The organism is Lelliottia sp. GFLA7 (genome assembly GCF_056490165.1).
The window spans coordinates 60,278-79,535 of the sequence record NZ_JBWLAQ010000010.1 but is presented as its reverse complement, the minus strand read 5'-3'; the positions used below and the strand labels follow the sequence as shown (position 1 = coordinate 79,535).

Here is a 19,258-nt window from a genome sequence, read left to right as displayed (position 1 = left end):
AATGAATATCAAAAAGAATTTACTTATCGTCGCGGCATTATTTTCTGCATCATCAGCCATGGCCGGTGAATTTTCACTGGGCGCCGGTGCGGTTTATAATGAATCGGCTTATAAAGGATATAACGAGAACGTTCTGGCAATTCCTTTAATCAGTTATGAAGGCGACAATTTCTATGTGCGTCAATTTACGGCGGGTTGGACGTTCTGGAAAGACAGCAAAAATGAATTAAGCCTGACGGCGTCATGGATGCCACTGCACTTCGATCCGGATGACAATGACGACCACGCGATGGCGCAACTGGACGAACGTAAAGCCTCTGCAATGCTGGGTGGCGCTTATTACCGCCATGAAAAATGGGGCAGCATGAAGTTTGCTGTCGCGGCGGACGCGATGGATGAAAGTGGGGGTGTGGTCGGTGAAATATCTTATTTCAAGCCGATTCGCATGGACAAACTGGCACTCATTCCATCGGTCGGCGTTCTGTACTATGACGAAAGCTTTAACGACTACTACTACGGTGTTTCAGGTAAAGAGTCACGCCGCAGCGGCCTGGATCAATACACTGCCGGAGATAGCTGGAACCCTTACGTGGCCCTGGTTGCCAAATATCAGCTGACGGATAACCTCATCCTGAATGCCAGCGCAGCATATACCGTATTACCTGACGACGTGAAGAACAGCCCAATGATCGACAGGCAAGACAGCCTCGCGCTGATGACTGGCTTGAGCTGGCGTTTCTAAGCACTCAATATTTGTCCTCAAGGATGAGGGCAATACCATATTCAACCCGGTGGTGCTGCACTTACCCGACTGCGAATTACAGCTTGGGTATGTTTAGCGCCACCGGGTTTTTAAGTTTCCCTACAGTTTGTTAAATGTTCATACGTGGTATTATTTGAATAAATTGAGATTCTTTACTGGATGAAATTGAATATTTATGTTTCTCAAGACCGTCGATGTAATAATATAAATTACATTAGATATTTTGAATGCTATTTATAGCATGCTTATTACATATACAAACTTGCAGTTGCTTTTAAAATATCTGCAAAAGAATAGATATCATCTACCGAGCCAATAGGATGGCGCGTCTCATTTTTATCGATATCGAATAAACCTATGTATTTTTGCGATCGATTAAAGTGCAACCGGCAGATTGGCTTGCGATTATTATCATCAACGAGTATGCCAAAGTAACTTTTTGTGTCACGTTGAGTAATGCGAGAAGCCTCCAATACCGTTCGTGTAATTGCTTTAACCACATGGTACCCCTCAAGCTCCTCGGGAGTCGTGACCACATCGCTATCATCCTTTTGAGTGTCTTCGTCTTCAAGTAATGCTTCACTTGGTTGCTCAGCACTAATCGAGGGAATTCCAGTGATAGCTGATTTCAATCTTTCGTTAATTTGATCGTTAATATATTGAGTTGCAGCTTTTTTTGTTAAATTAAGGAACGACTCTCTCACTTTTTGCGTCAATATCCCATCATATACCCTTGAGGCAAAGAATTTAACAAAGTCATCTTCTGGATTATTTAGCTGTGTATGAATAATTTTCTTAATTTGGCTGACATATTTTAACTCACCTGCTGCGTTAATTATTGATTCAAGGTCAAACGAAGCTTTAGTGAGTTTTTTTAATTCAGGTATGATATTTTCATCAATGTCCAATAGATCGATTTCTAAAAATGGTTTCTCATCCATTTTATTTGGTGCATCTAAGTCTGTATAAAACCGGTAAATCTGGCCATTAGTCAAAATCGATATACGTGCATTTGTAACATGGAAGTATCTAAATAATTGTGAGGCATGATTAATATTTAGCGACTCTCCAATTTTTTTGCATTCTATAAGAATTTGCACTTCATTATTTTTAATTATCGCATAATCGATTTTCTCACCTTTTTTTGTTCCAACATCACAAACAAACTCAGGAGTAACCTCAGAAGGGTCAAAAACATCATAACCGAGAACGTTATGAATAAATGGCATGACAAATGCTGTTTTTGTTGCTTCTTCAGTAGTAATAGCATTGATTTGCTGTTTTATTTTAACAGATAAAACATTGAGTCTTTCAGTGAAGTCCATTATAAACCCTTATGATTAGTTACGTTATAAATGGGATATCATTAAATTTTATTTTTTTCAATAAGGTCATCTGATATTTTAGATTAAATAAATGATTCCGAGGTAATGATCACATTTACGAATTAACAGTAAATCTGTAGTTACAAAGATAGATTCATAAATAATTTTATACATATAAATGATTACCCTACAGCGTGTATCGTCTGGATCCCTCTGTGCCCTCGACTAAGCTCGTTGTGGACTGTTGCCTTCATAATTTTCACATGGCTCAAATGATTAACACACTATGCTGAATTAAATCTTTGGCATACGACCAGGAACGATGGCTAATACCACAAATCTGACGTCTTCCCCCTCCAGGATCAAAGCAGCCTGGCGTGCTTTTCGGGCACTCTGGCTTTTTACCTGTTGCGCGGAGTAAGGGATGAACCGGTTTATCGTGGCGAATTCGGAAAAATGCATCGGCTGCCGGACTTGTGAGGTGGCCTGCGTCGTGGCACATCAGCAAGAACAGGACTGCGCGCAGCTTTCTGCCGAGGCTTTTCTCCCGCGAATCCAGGTGGTGAAAGGGGATACCTTTTCCACGGCGGTCACCTGTCATCACTGTGAAGATGCGCCATGCGGGAATGTTTGTCCGACGGGTGCGATTCGGCGCGAACAGGGCAGAATAGCAGTGGACCAGCAACGCTGCATCGGATGCAAAAGCTGCGTGATAGCGTGCCCGTTTGGCGCGATGCGAGTGGTGGCGAACCACCACCGCGCGCAGGCGATCAAATGTGATTTATGTCATCACCGGGCACAAGGGCCTGCCTGCGTCGAGGCCTGCCCAACTCATGCCCTCTCTTGTGTTGACGTCGCCCAACTGCGCGCCGCGAGATTACAGTAAATTATTGAAATTCCACGTCACCGTTAGGCTGTAACGCCAGTCACGGTTGCTGCTGTCTGACGGAACGTTGCCGACCGGACGCGCCGCTTCTACTGTGACGCTGTAGTGGCGATTATCACCCACCATCACCCCGGCAGCCACAGACGCTAATTGTTGATGGGGGAAACCGGTCTGATTAAACCAGGTTTGTGCCGTATCGGTTAAAATATACGGCTGAACGGTGGTAAGCCAGGTGCTCTCTTTGCGCATGTGCAGATACCGGAATTCGAGCTGTCCGCCGTAGCCATAGTCTCCGCTGGCTTCGCCATCCTGATAACCCCGACCAAAACGCTGCGCGCCAAAACTCACGCGTTCCGGTTCCGGTAAGTTGTTGTTTGACCACGCGCCTTCCCATGAAGTCGACAGTCGCCATTTTTCGTCGATGAGCCAGGCGGCATCCAGATACCCTTTCGACAGTGTAAAGTTGAGATCGGTGTTTTGCCCCGACACCACATCGGCTCCCAGATCGTTAAAACCCTGACGGACAACCAGTCTGCTGCTCACGCTGGCGGTGGTGAACTGATGCGCCCCGTTAACGCCGAATTCCAGTGCCGGATAGCGTGTGTGCTGGTTCTGGGGTTCCAGAGGGAAAGTGCGGTTGGCAATGCGCGCCTGCAAATCATAATCATCCTGCCTGTCGGTGTAGTCGAAACCGCTCGTCAGATTAAATTGTGATTTTTGCGTTAACAGCAGCGGGTAGCCAAAATTCACCCCGCCGTTGTACTGGGTCGATTCTTGTCGGGAATCGACAGTCACGTTATTGGGCAGAGACAACAGCGGAGTAAAATCACGTGGTTTTTCGCGGTAATAGCTGCCTTTTAGCTGCAAAGTCAGCCCTTCATCATTCAAAAATTGTTGCCAGTTCAAACCGAGATACGTTTTGCGCGTGTCGCTGTCCAGGGGGATTAGCGTCGCAACACCAAGCTGATCGCCGTACGACGTCAGATTGCTGAGCGTGCCATTGACCATCATCAAGTCTTGCCCTTTACGCGTATCAACGGTCGATGAGATATCCCAGATATGCGGTTGATTGCCGGTGATTTGCATGGCGGCCGCGCCGTAAATATTGGTCGGCAAGCGGGCATTGGCCGTAACGGGCACGCCAGGCGTGCGGGTCATCAACATGCTATAGCGATCAAACGTGTCTTGCGTGAGCGGCTTTTCCTGCATGATTTTTGCTGCCAGCCGCTGCAGACGGGCCGCGATATTGGGGTTGTTACTCTTGATATCGCTGTGGGCCACATACCCCTCGACCAGCACGATTTTGATATTTCCCTGCTGGAAATTATTATCCGGCAGCCATGCGTAAGAGAGGGAATACCCGTCGGCTTTATAGCGTGCCGTGATGTCATTAACCAGGCCAATCAGCGTTTTGAGTGGCACGGTTTTTTTCGCGTAGGGACGAAAAGGTTCCAGCAGTTCTTTTAAGGGATAAACCGTCCCGCCAATAAACTGGATATGATCAACCTGAATGGGCGTTTCGGGCGTGAGCTTGGATTCGGGTTTTTGGATGCTGGTTTTAGGCATCACCGCGGGTGTTGCAGGTGGTGCAGCCACCGTGGGTGAAGTTTGCGCGGGGTTATTTGGATCGACAATCGATGGCAGCGTATCGGCCCGCGCCATGCTCAACACAATCAGTCCAGACAGCGAATAGCGTAAAGTGTGTTTCATCGCGCAATCCCTGTTCTTTAAGCCCTAAGAGGCATTTTGCTGCGAAATGCGCCCCCATGCGGGGGCGCAGAAGGGTGAAGCACTTACTGACGTTTCGGATTCAGCAGGTTGCTGGTGAGTGAGTTAAGGCCACCCAAAGGATTGGCGGTGGCGCCGTTTTGACTGGTGGTTGTTCCTGCATTTGCTGTTACCCCGGCGGTGAGCGTATTGAGCGTGGTATTCACCGTCGCGCCCAGGCCTGAGTTATTCGCCGTGACATTGGCATCCGCAGAAATTGAACCCGTACCGCTGCTGGTGGATGAGGTTGGTTTCACCAACCCACCGACATCCGTGACGGTTTGCCCTGTGTTTTGCACAATCTGGCCGACACCACTTAACCCGCTATTACTGGTACTGATGTTGGTCCCCACGCCGCTGACGGTATTCCCCACCTGCGTCAGCAGGCCATTTACCGGCGTGCCAAGCCCGGTCGTGGTACCTACGCCTTGCGTGACGCCCTGAACACCCCCGAGCGTTTTGTTGACCACTGTGGTGGTGTCTGTCGTCAGCTGTGTCACAGCGGGGCTACTCACGGCGCTGGTCAAACCGGTACCTGTGTTGCTCACCAGTTGCCCGGTATTGTTCACAATGCTTCCTGTCAGGCCGGTTACGCCACTGATCGGTGTGCCCGCGGTCGTGCCAGAAAGACCCGTTCCGACGGTTGAAACCGTGTTACCCAGCGATGTCACGGTCGTGGTGACGCCTTTCACCGTGGTGCCGACGCCGTTGGCATTATCAGGATTACCGATGCCCGCAGTGACACCCGTTCCGACCGTTGAGACCGCGCTCCCAACACCACTAATGGTGGTCGATACGGTAGAGGTTACGGGATTATCAGTCGGAAGCTGGCTACCAAGCCCTTCAAGCGTTGAGCCGACGCTGGTGACGGTCTTTCCGGTATCGCTCAGCACGTTATTAATGGCGGCTGTAGAGGTGCCGCTATTTCCTGTGCCGCCACCGTCGCCACCTGTGCCTCCACCATTATTACCACCGCCTGTACCTCCGCCAGTTCCACCGCCTCCGCTGCCTGTTCCGCCACTACCGGAACCATTGCTTCCTGAGCCGCCATTATTGGCGGTTGAGCCATCCCCGCTTCCGGACCCCGATCCGCTATCTGTCCCAGTAGTCGGATTGTTTTTTGCTGAGGAATGCGAGCCTCCGCCGCTTCCACTGCAGGCAGAAAGAGAAAATGCGAGCAGGACCGCGACAGCAATAACGCTGACGCGGCTAACGTTATTAGGTAGCATATGAATACTCCACTTAATAAAACGCCGAGCGGCGTATTAGTGAGTATATGTGGTATTTACCGGGTTGCTTACGGGCAGTGACAATATCAATGGACAGAAAGAATAAATATATTTTTGGCAAAATAATGGAAATATGCTTCTGCTAAAAATAGCAATATTATCAGGATATTAATTTAATTAATTGCTACTAAACAATTTCCGGAATTAATACAGCGTAAATAAAATTATTCATTTTATAGATTAATCCTGGATAAAGGGGGTTATAGGAGAAAATGAATATATTATATTTCCAACAAGGCGATCAAAAAAATAAGGCTCATCAGTTGAAGAGCCTTATTTATCTGCTACTACTTTTCGCTCCAGGCGATTTCAATTTCTTCGGCAAGAATTTTAACACCGGCCTCGATCTTTTCTGGGTCCGGAACGTAATTCATGCGCATGCACTGGTGAGTGTGCGGCCACGGTTTATCCAGCCCCGGGAAAAAGTAATCGCCGGGCACCATCAACACGCCACGTTTTTTCAGACGCTGGTACAGCAGTTCGGTTGAAATCGGCAGATCTTTAAACCATAGCCAAAGGAAAATGGCTCCTTCAGGTTTATGAATAAGACAACGATCTTCCGGAAGATAGCGGCGAATGGTCGCAATCGTTTCATGAACGCGCTGATAGTAGAACGGTTTAATCACATCATTTGACAGGCGCAGCAGATCGTTACGCTTAATCATTTCACTCATCATCGCCGGGCCAATACCACCAGGCGCCAGGCTAATAATCCCGTTCATGTTGGTAATAGCAGAGATGATTTTTTCATTGGCAATAATAATGCCGCAGCGGCTGCCCGGCAGGCCAAGTTTAGACAGGCTCATGCAAAGGACAATATTCGGGTTCCACAGCGGGCGCGCTTCGCTAAAGATAATGCCCGGGAATGGCACGCCATAAGCATTATCGATCACCAGCGGAATGCCGTGCTGATTCGCCAGCGCGTCCAGTTTCATCAGCTCTTCGTCTGTGATGACGTTGCCCGTTGGGTTGGTCGGGCGCGACACACAAATCATGCCGGTCTCTTCACCAATGTGCAGATGTTCAAAATCGACGTGGTATTTGAACTGACCTTCCGGCAACAGCTCGATATTGGGACGAGCGGAGACAAAAAGATCCTCCTCCAGCCCAGAATCGGCATAGCCAATGTATTCAGGGGTCAGAGGGAATAGCACTTTCCGGGTCGTACCGTCTGCGCGTCGTCCTGCGAAAAGATTAAACAAGTAGAAAAATGCGCTCTGGCTGCCATTTGTCAGTGCAATATTCTGTGGTTCGATATCCCAACCCAGTTCATCGCGCAGCATGTTTGCCAGAAGAGACAGCAGCTCGGTTTTCCCCTGCGGGCCGTCATAATTGCAAAGTGCATCAGCGGCTTTGCCGTTTTGCAACATCTCCGTCAGCAGATCCTGAAAGTATTCATTCATGGCCGGGATTTGCGCCGGGTTTCCACCGCCGAGCATGATAGCGCCCGGTGTGCGCAGGCCGTCGTTGAGATCCTCCATCAGGCGGGTGATACCTGAATGGCGGGTGAATTTGTCGCCGAAAAGTGAAAAGGTCATAGCAGGTGATCTATCGTACTTATTCTAAGAGTGCGTCACCATAACGCTACAAATGCGCAGGTGCAAATCGTGAAAGGCAAGACGACTTATTGTTTTATGTTATGGATTGCTGATTGGGTGGTGGATTATTCTAAATGCGTCTCCGCTCTTTTTAGGCGCGGAGACGGAACGGTTTACTGATTTCCCGCCCACACCACCATCACTTTGTCGGTCTGGTGCTGACGGGTAAAACCGTAGCCCTGCTTCAGGGATAGCGTGGTTTGCGTGCCTTCGCCAATCGCTGGGTGACGGGTGCGGAACTGCCCCAGTATTTGCCAGTGCGCGACAGTTTGTGCCTTGCTGCCCGACACTTCTTGCCAGTTCATATCAGAACGCGTTCCCTGAAGCGGATCGGAACCGGTTGGACCGAACGGGCGTTCAGATTCGTCGCCGTAGTATATTTGTACGGCACCTGGCGCTAGCAGCAGCAGTTCGGCTGCACGTTGGCCACCTTCGCGGAACAGGCGGGTATCGTGAGAAGAGAGATAGCTCAGCACGTTATAGCCTTGCAGTTTTTCGGCCATTTGCTGCCAGGTTAGGTCCATATCAGCCAGACAATCGACCGCTTTTGCTGCCTGCTCCTGATAATCAAAATTGATCATGGCGTCGAAACCATGGCGATAATAGTCGCTTTGCATAACGCCGTGGCCCCAGGATTCGCCGGTCATCCAGAACGGAGCATCATCGAGCTTTTGGTCCGGATGGGCTGTTTTCCACGCTTTCAGCGCCGCAGAAGCCTGTTCTTTCAGCTGTTGCCAGCCCGCCATTTCGACATGTTTAGCGGTATCAACACGAAAACCATCAATGCCGTAATCGCGAACCCATTGACTCAGCCAATGGGTTAAATAATCGCGCGGGGTATAACCGGCGATGGCTTTGGCGTGCGTGTCCGGTTTATGCCGATAGAAATTTGGCAGGCCGGAAGGCGCAGTGGATTCCGTTTTGAGATCGGGTAAGAAGGCCAGCGACATGGTCAGATCATCGAAACCGGGATTGTCGTAATCGCCAATGTCGGTGCGGATCCATTTTTTACCCCACCAGTTTTCCCATCCCGCTTTATCGCTAAAATTAATGTAATCATTAAAGCTGTGCCAGCTTTGCCCCGCAGCGGGCTTCCAGTCGGTCCAGCGCTCACCCAGCGTTTTTTTTAGTTCATCACCCTGCACATACAACGCACCGAACTGATACTCCTGCATATCTGCAAGCGTGGCGTAGCCGGTGTGATTCATGACCACATCAAACAGAATGCGTATCCCGCGCTTGTGTGCCTCGTCGACCAGATGGCGTAAATCGTCCTCCTGACCCATGTTCGCGTCGAGTCGGGTCCAGTCCTGCGTGTAATAGCCGTGATAGGCGTAATGAGGGAAATCGCCCTTGGTTCCGCCGCCGACCCAGCCATGAATTTGCTCTAGCGGCGAGCTTATCCACAGCGCATTGACGCCCAGATTTTGCAGATAATCCAGTTTACTGGTGAGCCCTCTAAGATCGCCGCCGTGGAAAGTCCCAATCTCCTGCATGCCGTCTTTGTGGCGGCCATAGCTGTTGTCGTTTGACGGATCCCCGTTCACATAGCGGTCCGTCAGGACGAAATAAACGGTGGCGTTTTGCCAGCTAAAGGGTGCCGTTTTTTCGGTTTCGGCACGCTCAAGCAACAGAAGGCCATTGCTGTTGGCGGCAGGCTGAAGGGTGATTTTCCCTTGCTGAACCATAGCGGTTTGCTTGCTGTAGAAGTCCCGTACGACTGAGCCTTCCGGGAACGTGTTCGTCACGTCGAGGGTGAGGGGCTTTCCGTCCCATTTAGGACATTGTTGAGTGACGTTCGTAACAGGTTTGTCGGTTACACTTTGCACGGTGATCATGAGCGTGGGTGTACCGGAGCGCGTATCAATGCGAATTTGGTACTCCCCTTCGCGGAATAAGCGCCACTGCGGCGGGGTTCCTTCGCACGGTTTAAGCGAGAGCATTTCGTTGAGCTTTATTGCTTCGGTTGGCTGCCAGCACGCATTGTCAAAACTGAGCGTAAGAGGGCGCGTACCCTTCGCGAGCGTTGCATGGCCTGTGAAAAGTCCGGTCCCTTCAGCGTTAAACGCAGAGAAACCGGGGGATGACCAGCCAGCGTTTGCCATCGCGGGTAAGAGCAAGAGGGCTAAAGCGGAGCGTTTCATTCCTTTTTCCTGTTGTGGCAATTTTAACCAGTTTGCCACCAGGTGTATGCGCAGGACTCCTCCCCAGACGCGATCTTTCAGGTGGAGGGGTGAGGATGAGTGATCTCGCGCAAAATTAAGCTGTTATCTGCGATATCGCACACAATTTTGTAGAAATGATGCTTATGTGAGCAAGTTTCAGGTGACATAGTTTCGGAATTAGACTATTTCTTTGGATGCTCTGAAAGGTTATTTTTGCTATGATTTGAGATTCCGCTCTCAATTTTGTGAAAAAAATAAAGGGTTGGAACACAAATATCCGACCAGGAGACCTAATGATATCGACTCCCATACGACGATTTGGGGCTACGATACTCATGTTGCTCGCCGTGACTTTTTCAGGTGAGGTGCTTGCTAAAACGCACACGGATACAACGAGTAAGAAAGCCCACGTCATAAAGACGACGACAACGAGCAGTAAGAGTAAGGTTAGCAGTAAGAAAGAGTATTCTCGCAATAGTGTTAAGAGTAGTTCACTGCCTGATTTGCGAAAATACCCTTCCGGGACACCAAGAAAAAAAGCGTTTCTCCGGACGGTAATGCCTTATATTACGAGTCAAAATTCTGCGATTACCGCGGATCGTAACTGGTTGATCTCGAAACAGTACGCCAGCCGCTGGTCGCCGACCGAGCGTACGCGTCTGAAAGAGATCGCTAAACGCTACAATGTGAGCTGGAACGGGAATACACGTCGTGTACCGTGGAACTCACTGCTTGAGCGTGTAGACATTATTCCAGGTAGCATGGTGGCGACGATGGCTGCTGCGGAGAGTGGTTGGGGGACATCAAAATTGGCCCGCACCAACAATAATCTCTTCGGTATGAAGTGCGCCAAAGGCCGCTGTAACAACGCGCCAGGCAAAGTGAAAGGGTATTCGCAGTTCGAATCGGTGAAAGATTCAGTGAATGCCTACGTGGTGAATCTGAATACGCATCCGGCGTACGCTTCATTCCGTAAATCACGCGCGCAATTGCGTAAAGCAGACCAGGAAGTTACAGCGAGCACGATGATTCACAAGCTGAAAGGTTATTCCACCCAGGGACAGAGCTATAACAATTACTTGTTTGCAATGTACCAGGATAACCAGCGTTTAATCGCCGCCCATATGTAATCCATTAAAAAAGGCCTTCCATCGGAAGGCCTTTTTCTTTACTCAGCCAGCGCTAAATCAGCACCTCGCTGTACCGCTCCCGATACTCTTTCGGCGTGGTGTCATAATCTTTTTTAAACACCGAATAGAAATACTGTAACGATGGGTAGCCGCACATCTGAGAAATCTCGTTGATCGACAATGACGTCGACACTAACAGACTGCGCGCTTTTTCCAATTTTTCGGCGTGAATGACCGCATGAATCGTTTCCCCGACCTCTTCTTTAAAACGCTTCTCCAGATTCGAACGAGAAATGCCGACGGCATCCAACACCTGATCCACTTTGATACCCTTGCAGGCATGGTTACGGATGTAGTGCATCGCCTGAATCACCGCGGGATCGTTTAAAGAACGGTAATCGGTGGAGCGCCGTTCCACCACACGGACCGGTGGCACCAGTAGACGCTGCAGCGGCAGGGTTTCGTTATCCAGCAATCGGTGAAGTAATTTCGCGGCCTGATAGCCCATCTGACGCGTTCCCTGCGCGACTGATGACAGCGCGACGCGTGACAAATAACGGGTTAACTCTTCGTTATCGATGCCAATGACGCACAGTTTTTCAGGAACCGGAATGTGCAAATGGTCGCACACCTGGAGTACATGACGCGCACGCGCGTCTGTGACCGCAATAATGCCGGTTTGCGGTGGCAGCGTTTGCAGCCAGTCGGCCAGACGGTTTTGCGCGTGCTGCCAGTTTTCAGGTGCCGTCTCCAGCCCTTGATAAACGACGCCACGATACTTTTCCTGGGCCACAATCTGACAAAAAGCATGCTCGCGCTCCATCGCCCATCGCTTACCGCTGGAGGCTGGCAAACCATAAAAGGCAAAGCGGTGAACACCTTTTTCTTTTAAATGCAAAAACGCGCTTTCGACCAGCGCGTAGTTATCGGTCGCGATGTAATGTACCGGGGGATATTTTTCGGGCGAGTGGTAAGAACCGCCGACGCCCACAATGGGGACGTCGACATCGACAAGCATTTTTTGGATATCGGGGTCATCAAAATCTGCGATAACCCCATCGCCTAACCAGTCTTTAATCGTCTCGATGCTGGCACGAAAATCTTCTTCTATGAAGATGTCCCATTCGGATTGCGACGCCTGCAAATATTCACCCACGCCCTCCACGACCTGACGGTCATAGGCTTTGTTGGCATTGAATAACAACGTAATGCGGTGACGCTTCTCAAACATGGCTTATCTTTCCCAAATTTGTGGTTCTCAGGCCCGTCGCTTGGTTGCGGAGTCCATCCAGACTGCCAGCAACAGAATGGCGCCCTTAACGATATACTGCCAGAAGGTCGGCACGTCCATCATACTCATTCCGTTATCCAGCGACGCCATAATAAATGCGCCCATTACGGCGCCGGCAACGCTACCGATCCCGCCTGCCAGGCTGGTCCCACCGATGACACAGGCTGCGATGGCGTCCAGTTCGGCAATGTTCCCGGCAGACGGCGAACCGGCCCCCAAACGTGAACTCAGAATTAGCCCAGCAATCGCCACCATCAGGCCATTGATCGCAAACACCGCTAGTTTAGTCCGTTCGACATTAATGCCTGACAGACGTGCCGCTTCGATGTTGCCGCCGATGGCGTAGATACGGCGACCGAAAGCCGTGCGCGTGGCCATAAACATACCTGCCAGTAACAGCAGCGTCAGAATCAACACCGGCGTTGGAACGCCACGGTAATCGTTCAGCAACCAGATTGCGCCCAGCACAATCACCGCCGTTAATGCCTGGCGTCCAACAACAGAGGTTGATGCGGGTGCGGCGAGTCCCAATGCTTCACGGCGCATACGCGCACGCCATTGCCAGGCGATAAACGCCATGAGACCGATGGCACCGAACGTAAAGCCAAGACCGTCAGAGAGATAGCTTTGCCCAATTTGCGACATGGATGCGCTGGTGGGGGAAACGGTCGTGCCGTTGGTGATCCCAATCAGGATGCCGCGAAACGCCAGCATCCCCGCGAGGGTGACGATAAAGGACGGTACTTTGCGGTACGCGACCCACCAACCATTCCAGGTGCCCAGCAGAAGACCCAGCACAAGCGTCACGACGATGGTGAGCGGTAACGGCCAGCCTAGCCAGACGTCAAAGATGGCGGCAACGCCACCCAGCAATCCCATCATCGAGCCCACCGAGAGGTCAATCTCAGCAGAGATAATGACGAAGACCATACCAACTGCCAGAATGCCGGTGATCGCGGTCTGGCGCAGCAGGTTGGAGATATTACGCGCGCTCAAATACGAGCCGTCGGTCATCCATGTGAAGAACAGCATGATGGCGATTATGGCCGCGATCATGACGAAAACCTGTAAATTGAGCGCCTTGAGTCCCGAGAACGCACCGGGCGTGTGAACGGAGACTTTAAGATCAGACGGGTTGCTTTTCGACATGGCGTTCGCTCCTCAGGGCGGCTTCCATTACCTGTTCCTGCGTCAGGTTTTGGTTGTTCAAATTGGCTTTCAGTTTGCCTTCGTGCATCACAAGAACGCGATCGCTCAGGCCGAGTACTTCAGGTAGCTCAGACGAAATCACAATGACGGCAATGCCCTGCTGTACAAGCTGGTTAATCAGTTTGTAGATTTCGTATTTCGCACCGATATCGATCCCCCGAGTGGGCTCATCGAGAATCAGAATGCGCGGATTGAGCAGCAGGCAGCGGGCCAAAATGGCTTTCTGCTGATTGCCGCCGCTCAGTCGGCCAATCGCCAGTTCGGGCGAAGAGGTTTTGACCTTGAGGCGGGCGAGGGACTGGAGAATACACTGCTGTTCGGCAGCATCGTCCAGGCTGCTCAGCGGACCGGAAAACTGATCGAGTGCGGCCAGCGTGATATTTTTCCCGACCGCCATCACCGGCACGATGCCGTCTTTTTTACGGTCTTCCGGCACCATTGCAATACCGAGCGCAATCGCCTGCTGACAGTTATTGATCTGCACAGGTTGCCCGTCGATAAAAACTTTTCCCTCCCAGCGCCCAGGCCATACGCCGAATAAACACTGCACGGCTTCGGTACGGCCAGCGCCGACCAGTCCCGCAATCCCGAGGATTTCCCCGCGGCGCAGTGAGAAAGAGATATCGTTAACGCGTTTGATATGACGATTGACCGGATGCCAGGCGGTGAGATTCTCGACGCGCAAAATTTCATCGCCCGTGGTGTGGGGTTCGTTTGGATAAAGGGCGGTAAGTTCGCGGCCCACCATCATTGTGATGATGTCATCTTCACTCATGCCTGCTGCGGCGCGGGTGCCAATGTGCTGTCCGTCGCGGATCACGCAGATGGTGTCCGATATCGCTTTAACCTCGTTAAGCTTGTGCGAAATATAAACGCAGGCAATGCCGTGGTTTTGCAGGTCGCGGATGATGTTTAACAGTACCGCAGTTTCCTGTTCGGTAAGGGATGCCGTCGGCTCATCCAGAATCAACAGACGCACCTGTTTATTAAGTGCTTTGGCTATTTCAACCAGCTGCTGCTGGCCTAAACCCAAATCGCCAACACGTGTGTCAGGTGAGATAGCCAGACTGACCTGCGCCAGCAGTTTTTCACAACGCAGCGTCATGGTGTCGTAATCCAGCACCCCGTGACGCGAAAGCTCAGCACCAAGAAAAATATTCTCCAGCACGGTCAAATTCTTCACCAGCGCGAGTTCCTGGTGAATGATGGCAATACCTTTACGCTCGGTATCGCGAATATGAGTCGCTTGCAGCGTCTCTCCGGCAAATACGATTTCACCCTCGTAGCTCCCGTGCGGATAAATACCGCACAGCACTTTCATCAGCGTGGATTTTCCAGAGCCATTTTCACCACAGAGCGAGACGATTTCGCCGGGATTCAAGCGCAGGCTGACATTGTCGACGGCTTTCACCGCGCCAAATGCTTTGGTGATGCTTTTCATTTCCAGTAGATAAGACATAACTGCTCCACAAGACCCGAAGGAATACCCGTACAAGTCGGCACGCCCCTGCAGAACAGGGGCGTGGCTGGATTACAATTGACTCTTACTGTGGAAACCGTCTTTCACAACGGTGGCATCAATGTTGTCTTTGGTGACTTCAATCGGCGTCAACAGACGAGCGGGTACGTCTTTCAGGCCGTTGTTTAATGAGGAGTCTGCCTTAGGCTGTTTTCCATTACCCAACTCAACGGCAATTTCAGCTGCCGTATTGGCGAGTTCAGTGATTGGCTTATAAACCGTCATGGTTTGGGTGCCATTAAGAATACGTTTTACGCCAGCCAGATCGGCATCTTGTCCTGAAATAGCGACTTTACCTGCCAGGCCTTGTGCGCTCAGGGCCTGAATGGCCCCACCGGCTGTTGCATCGTTTGACGCGACGACCGCATCAATTTTGTTATTGTTAGCAGTTAAGGCATTTTCCATAATTTTGAGGGCGTTTTCAGGCAGCCAGCCGTCAGCCCATTGATCGCCTACGATTTTAATTTTTCCGTCATCAATATACGGCTTGAGCACTTTCATTTGCCCTTCGCGGAATAATTTTGCGTTGTTATCGACAGGTGAGCCACCCATCAGGAAATAATTCCCTTCAGGCACTTTTTTGATCAAACTTTGCGCCTGAATTTCGCCGACTTTTTCGTTATCAAAGGAAATATAAAAATCGATATCGGCATTATTAATCATACGGTCATATGCCAAAACTTTAATGCCTTCTTGTTTGGCTTCTTTCACAACATTACTTAAAACCTGACCGTTGTAAGGAATAATAACCAGCACATCAACGCCGCGGTTAATCATATTTTCGATTTGCGACATTTGTGTTTCTTCATTGCCGTTAGCCGACTGTACAAAAACAGTTGCGCCAAGAGATTCTGCTTTTTTAACAAAAATATCGCGATCTTTTTGCCAGCGCTCAAGACGCAGATCGTCGATAGCCATTCCGATTTTGACTTCTTTCGCATGGCCCGCAACGCTTGTCAGCAGCAGCGAAGCGCAGATTGTCAGGCACAGGTTTCTTATCTTCATAATTATTATTACCTTTTTCTGTAGGGTAGAGATTCAGAGAGAAAAGGATGATTCTTGTCAGATACGCAGCAAATTCTTAACGGGTAACGACAAACTAGCAATTACAGATTTTTATCTTCTCATTACGATATTTGGTTTATTTGCGAATTTATGACCGTGATCTGCTTTTAAAATGCACAACTTATTCATTACACATCATTCTGGAATAATTACAGAGAAATCGTTTGCTTGCGTATTATTTTTTTTGGGAGCCAGCGCACGTTTGTGCATTCTCTCAATACCAGTGTGAAATAACGTAATTGAGCAAATCACAATGAATATTCACTATTAGTTCCAGTATCGGTTATTTGCCGCACCTCTTGATTATGGAGTTAAATATGCAAGCTTATTTCGACCAACTCGATCGTGTTCGTTACGAAGGCCCGAAATCCACTAATCCTCTCGCATTTCGTCATTACAATCCCGACGAGCTGGTGCTGGGTAAGCGCATGGAAGATCACCTGCGTTTTGCTGCCTGCTACTGGCACACCTTCTGCTGGAACGGTGCGGATATGTTCGGCGTCGGTTCTTTTGACCGTCCGTGGCAGCAACCCGGCGAAGCGCTGGAGCTGGCGAAGCGCAAAGCGGATGTCGCGTTTGAGTTCTTCCACAAGCTGAATGTGCCGTATTACTGCTTCCACGATGTTGATGTTTCTCCGGAAGGGGCCTCGCTGAAAGAGTATCTGAATAACTTTGCGCAGATGGTCGATTATCTGGGTGAAAAACAACAGCAAAGCGGCGTGAAACTGCTGTGGGGCACGGCGAACTGCTTTACCAATCCTCGCTACGGCGCGGGTGCGGCGACCAATCCGGACCCTGAAGTGTTTAGCTGGGCGGCAACGCAGGTCGTGACCGCGATGAATGCCACTCACAAACTCGGCGGTGAAAACTATGTGCTGTGGGGTGGCCGCGAAGGCTACGAAACTCTGCTTAACACCGATCTCCGTCAGGAGCGTGAACAAATCGGCCGCTTCATGCAGATGGTGGTGGAGCACAAACACAAAATTGGTTTCCGTGGCACGTTGCTCATTGAGCCTAAACCGCAGGAACCGACTAAACATCAGTACGATTATGACGTGGCGACCGTCTACGGCTTCCTCAAACAATTTGGTCTGGAAAAAGAGATCAAAGTGAATATTGAAGCCAACCACGCAACGCTGGCGGGGCACTCTTTCCATCACGAAATTGCGTCTGCTATCGCGCTGGGCATCTTTGGCTCTGTCGATGCCAACCGTGGCGATCCGCAGTTGGGCTGGGATACTGACCAGTTCCCGATCAGCGTCGAAGAAAATGCGCTGGTGATGTACGAAATTATCAAAGCGGGCGGTTTTACCACCGGCGGCCTGAACTTTGACGCCAAAGTCCGCCGTCAAAGTACCGACAAATACGATCTGTTCTATGGGCATATTGGCGCAATGGATACCATGGCGCTGGCGCTGAAAGTGGCGGCCCGCATGATTGAAGATGGCGAGCTGGATAAACGCGTTGCGAAGCGTTACGCCGGTTGGAACGGTGAGCTGGGCCAGCAAATTTTGAAAGGCCAGTTATCGCTTGCTGAGATAGCGAAGTACGCTGAACAGCACTGCCTGGCACCGAGCCATCAGAGCGGTCATCAGGAATTGCTTGAAAACCTGGTGAATCACTACCTGTTCGATAAGTAATCAGCATTGCCCGGTACCCCATTACCGGGCTTCTCTTTTAAGGAGTCACCGCATGTATATCGGGATTGATCTTGGCACGTCGGGTGTGAAAGCCATCCTGTTAAACGAACAGGGCGATGTGTTGGCTACGCAAACTGAAAAGCTGCATGTCTCGCGCCCGCACCCGTTATGGTCTGAGCAAGATCCTGAAGAGTGGTGGCAAGCGACGGATCGCGCCATAAAAGCGCTGGGCGAACAGCACAGCTTACGGAACGTGAAAGCGCTGGGCATTGCCGGGCAAATGCACGGCGCGACGCTGCTGGATAAAGACCATCGCGTTCTGCGTCCGGCTATCTTGTGGAACGACGGTCGCTGCGCGGAGGAATGCGCCATTCTCGAAGAGCGCGTGCCGACTTCTCGCGAGATTACCGGCAATCTGATGATGCCGGGTTTCACTGCGCCAAAACTGCTGTGGGTGCAACGTCATGAGCCTGAGATTTTCCGTCAGGTCGCAAAAGTGCTTCTGCCAAAAGATTATCTGCGTTTTCGTATGACCGGCGACTTTGCCAGCGATATGTCGGACGCGGCAGGCACCATGTGGCTGGATGTTGCTCAGCGCGACTGGAGCGAAGCGATGCTCAGCGCCTGCCAGCTCACGCGCGAGCATATGCCTGCCCTTTTTGAAGGCAGTGAAATCACGGGAACCCTACAGTCATCTCTTGCCGAGCGCTGGAATATGCCCGCGGTGCCGCTTGTTGCGGGTGGCGGGGATAACGCGGCGGGTGCCGTCGGCGTTGGAATGGTTGATGCGGGCCAGGCAATGCTGTCGCTGGGCACATCGGGCGTCTATTTTGCCGTGAGCGACGGTTATCTTAGCAACCCGGAAAGTGCCGTTCACAGCTTCTGCCATGCGTTACCGGGGAAATGGCATTTGATGTCGGTCATGCTGAGTGCCGCTTCATGCCTGGACTGGGCCGCGAAGCTCACGGGTTTTGACGATGTCCCGTCGCTGATCGCTGGCGCACAACAGGCTGATGAAAATGCGGGTGCCGTCTGGTTCCTGCCGTATCTTTCGGGTGAACGTACCCCGCACAACAACCCGCAGGCGAAGGGGGTTTTCTTTGGCTTAACGCATCAGCACGGTCCGGCAGAACTGGCACGCGCAGTGCTGGAGGGCGTGGGCTTTGCGTTAGCCGATGGTATGGATGTGGTGCACGATTGTGGAGTGAAGCCCCACAGCATTACGCTGATTGGTGGCGGCGCTCGCAGCAGCTATTGGCGGCAGATGTTGGCCGATATCAGTGGATTACAACTTGACTACCGCACCGGTGGCGATGTGGGTCCCGCGTTGGGAGCCGCGCGTCTGGCGCAAATCGCAATGAATCCAGCAAAACCGCTCGCGCAGCTGTTGCCGCAATTACCGCTGGAGCAAGAGCACCGCCCAGATTCCGTGCGTCATGCGCATTACGCTAAACAGCGCGACGTGTTCCGCAAAATCTATCAGCAACTTCTGCCATTGATGTCGTGATCCTACATTGTCCCGATGCGGCGTGAGGATGTCCTTTTTTGGTCTTCTCGTCCGCGCTTCTCCTCGTCAGTATAGGGTTACACCCACTGGCGAGGAGAATCACC

Annotated in this window: 14 protein-coding genes; 5 read left to right on the top strand and 9 right to left on the bottom strand. The window is 50.9% G+C overall.

What is annotated here, in order from left to right; translation table 11 throughout:
* The first annotated feature begins 1 nt into the window (after position 1).
* Positions 2-742 carry a MipA/OmpV family protein gene (locus AC07RN_RS19215; protein WP_478337065.1) on the top strand — a complete coding sequence of 247 codons (741 nt, stop codon included), beginning with the start codon at positions 2-4 and terminating at the stop codon, positions 740-742.
* Between the two features lie 269 nt (positions 743-1,011).
* On the opposite strand, the gene AC07RN_RS19210 is transcribed toward AC07RN_RS19215, so the two are convergent.
* Positions 1,012-2,088 (bottom strand): type I restriction endonuclease, encoded by a 1,077-nt coding sequence (locus tag AC07RN_RS19210; protein ID WP_478337064.1) that lies wholly within the window; start codon positions 2,086-2,088, stop codon positions 1,012-1,014.
* Between the two features lie 424 nt (positions 2,089-2,512).
* On the opposite strand from AC07RN_RS19210, the gene AC07RN_RS19205 reads away from it, so the two are divergent.
* On the top strand, positions 2,513-2,974 hold the full coding sequence (locus tag AC07RN_RS19205; RefSeq protein WP_011915412.1) for a 4Fe-4S dicluster domain-containing protein: 462 nt from the start codon (positions 2,513-2,515) through the stop codon (positions 2,972-2,974).
* Here AC07RN_RS19205 and AC07RN_RS19200 read toward each other — a convergent pair.
* The 4 genes from AC07RN_RS19200 to AC07RN_RS19185 form a co-directional block, all read right to left on the bottom strand.
* Positions 2,966-4,684 carry a ShlB/FhaC/HecB family hemolysin secretion/activation protein gene (locus AC07RN_RS19200; protein WP_478337063.1) on the bottom strand — a complete coding sequence of 573 codons (1,719 nt, stop codon included), beginning with the start codon at positions 4,682-4,684 and terminating at the stop codon, positions 2,966-2,968. The two genes, AC07RN_RS19205 and AC07RN_RS19200, sit on opposite strands and share 9 nt — an antisense overlap.
* Before the next feature lie 83 nt (positions 4,685-4,767).
* Positions 4,768-5,970, bottom strand: a complete 1,203-nt coding sequence (locus tag AC07RN_RS19195; RefSeq protein ID WP_478337062.1) for a collagen-like triple helix repeat-containing protein — start codon at positions 5,968-5,970, stop codon at positions 4,768-4,770.
* A gap of 347 nt (positions 5,971-6,317) precedes the next feature.
* On the bottom strand, positions 6,318-7,568 hold the full coding sequence (gene avtA / locus AC07RN_RS19190) for a valine--pyruvate transaminase (protein WP_478337061.1): 1,251 nt from the start codon (positions 7,566-7,568) through the stop codon (positions 6,318-6,320).
* Between the two features lie 173 nt (positions 7,569-7,741).
* Positions 7,742-9,772: an alpha-amylase gene (locus tag AC07RN_RS19185; protein WP_478337060.1), complete on the bottom strand. Its 2,031-nt coding sequence runs from the start codon at positions 9,770-9,772 to the stop codon at positions 7,742-7,744.
* A 314-nt stretch (positions 9,773-10,086) separates the two neighbouring features.
* Here AC07RN_RS19185 and AC07RN_RS19180 point away from each other — a divergent pair, with 314 nt between their 5' ends.
* Positions 10,087-10,923 (top strand): protein bax, encoded by an 837-nt coding sequence (locus AC07RN_RS19180; protein ID WP_478337059.1) that lies wholly within the window; start codon positions 10,087-10,089, stop codon positions 10,921-10,923.
* Between the two features lie 52 nt (positions 10,924-10,975).
* On the opposite strand, the gene xylR is transcribed toward AC07RN_RS19180, so the two are convergent.
* The 4 genes from xylR to xylF form a co-directional block, all read right to left on the bottom strand.
* Positions 10,976-12,154 carry a D-xylose utilization transcriptional activator XylR gene (gene xylR / locus AC07RN_RS19175; protein WP_011915418.1) on the bottom strand — a complete coding sequence of 393 codons (1,179 nt, stop codon included), beginning with the start codon at positions 12,152-12,154 and terminating at the stop codon, positions 10,976-10,978.
* A gap of 27 nt (positions 12,155-12,181) precedes the next feature.
* Positions 12,182-13,363, bottom strand: a complete 1,182-nt coding sequence (xylH, locus tag AC07RN_RS19170) for a xylose ABC transporter permease XylH (RefSeq protein ID WP_235134459.1) — start codon at positions 13,361-13,363, stop codon at positions 12,182-12,184.
* Entirely contained in the window at positions 13,341-14,882 is a 1,542-nt protein-coding gene (locus tag AC07RN_RS19165) for a xylose ABC transporter ATP-binding protein (protein ID WP_478337058.1), read from the bottom strand. Before AC07RN_RS19165 ends, xylH begins: the two co-directional genes overlap by 23 nt.
* A gap of 72 nt (positions 14,883-14,954) precedes the next feature.
* Positions 14,955-15,947 carry a D-xylose ABC transporter substrate-binding protein gene (gene xylF, locus AC07RN_RS19160; RefSeq protein ID WP_011915421.1) on the bottom strand — a complete coding sequence of 331 codons (993 nt, stop codon included), beginning with the start codon at positions 15,945-15,947 and terminating at the stop codon, positions 14,955-14,957.
* A 377-nt stretch (positions 15,948-16,324) separates the two neighbouring features.
* On the opposite strand from xylF, the gene xylA reads away from it, so the two are divergent.
* Together xylA and xylB are read left to right on the top strand one after the other, a co-directional pair.
* On the top strand, positions 16,325-17,647 hold the full coding sequence (xylA, locus tag AC07RN_RS19155; protein WP_478337057.1) for a xylose isomerase: 1,323 nt from the start codon (positions 16,325-16,327) through the stop codon (positions 17,645-17,647).
* 52 nt (positions 17,648-17,699) lie between these two features.
* Positions 17,700-19,154 carry a xylulokinase gene (gene xylB / locus AC07RN_RS19150; protein WP_478337056.1) on the top strand — a complete coding sequence of 485 codons (1,455 nt, stop codon included), beginning with the start codon at positions 17,700-17,702 and terminating at the stop codon, positions 19,152-19,154.
* The last annotated feature ends 104 nt before the right edge of the window (positions 19,155-19,258 follow it).

Excerpts from the sequence above, each read along its gene's own strand:
- AC07RN_RS19205 (WP_011915412.1), top strand. The coding sequence starts at position 2,513 with ATGAACCGGTTTATCGTGGCGAATTCGGAAAAATGCATCGGCTGCCGG.
- AC07RN_RS19180 (WP_478337059.1), top strand. The coding sequence starts at position 10,087 with ATGATATCGACTCCCATACGACGATTTGGGGCTACGATACTCATGTTG.
- AC07RN_RS19185 (WP_478337060.1), bottom strand. The coding sequence starts at position 9,772 with ATGAAACGCTCCGCTTTAGCCCTCTTGCTCTTACCCGCGATGGCAAAC.
- xylR (WP_011915418.1), bottom strand. The coding sequence starts at position 12,154 with ATGTTTGAGAAGCGTCACCGCATTACGTTGTTATTCAATGCCAACAAA.
- xylF (WP_011915421.1), bottom strand. The coding sequence starts at position 15,947 with ATGAAGATAAGAAACCTGTGCCTGACAATCTGCGCTTCGCTGCTGCTG.
- xylH (WP_235134459.1), bottom strand. The coding sequence starts at position 13,363 with ATGTCGAAAAGCAACCCGTCTGATCTTAAAGTCTCCGTTCACACGCCC.
- xylB (WP_478337056.1), top strand. The coding sequence starts at position 17,700 with ATGTATATCGGGATTGATCTTGGCACGTCGGGTGTGAAAGCCATCCTG.
- xylA (WP_478337057.1), top strand. The coding sequence starts at position 16,325 with ATGCAAGCTTATTTCGACCAACTCGATCGTGTTCGTTACGAAGGCCCG.
- avtA (WP_478337061.1), bottom strand. The coding sequence starts at position 7,568 with ATGACCTTTTCACTTTTCGGCGACAAATTCACCCGCCATTCAGGTATC.
- AC07RN_RS19195 (WP_478337062.1), bottom strand. The coding sequence starts at position 5,970 with ATGCTACCTAATAACGTTAGCCGCGTCAGCGTTATTGCTGTCGCGGTC.
- AC07RN_RS19210 (WP_478337064.1), bottom strand. The coding sequence starts at position 2,088 with ATGGACTTCACTGAAAGACTCAATGTTTTATCTGTTAAAATAAAACAG.
- AC07RN_RS19200 (WP_478337063.1), bottom strand. The coding sequence starts at position 4,684 with ATGAAACACACTTTACGCTATTCGCTGTCTGGACTGATTGTGTTGAGC.
- AC07RN_RS19215 (WP_478337065.1), top strand. The coding sequence starts at position 2 with ATGAATATCAAAAAGAATTTACTTATCGTCGCGGCATTATTTTCTGCA.
- AC07RN_RS19165 (WP_478337058.1), bottom strand. The coding sequence starts at position 14,882 with ATGTCTTATCTACTGGAAATGAAAAGCATCACCAAAGCATTTGGCGCG.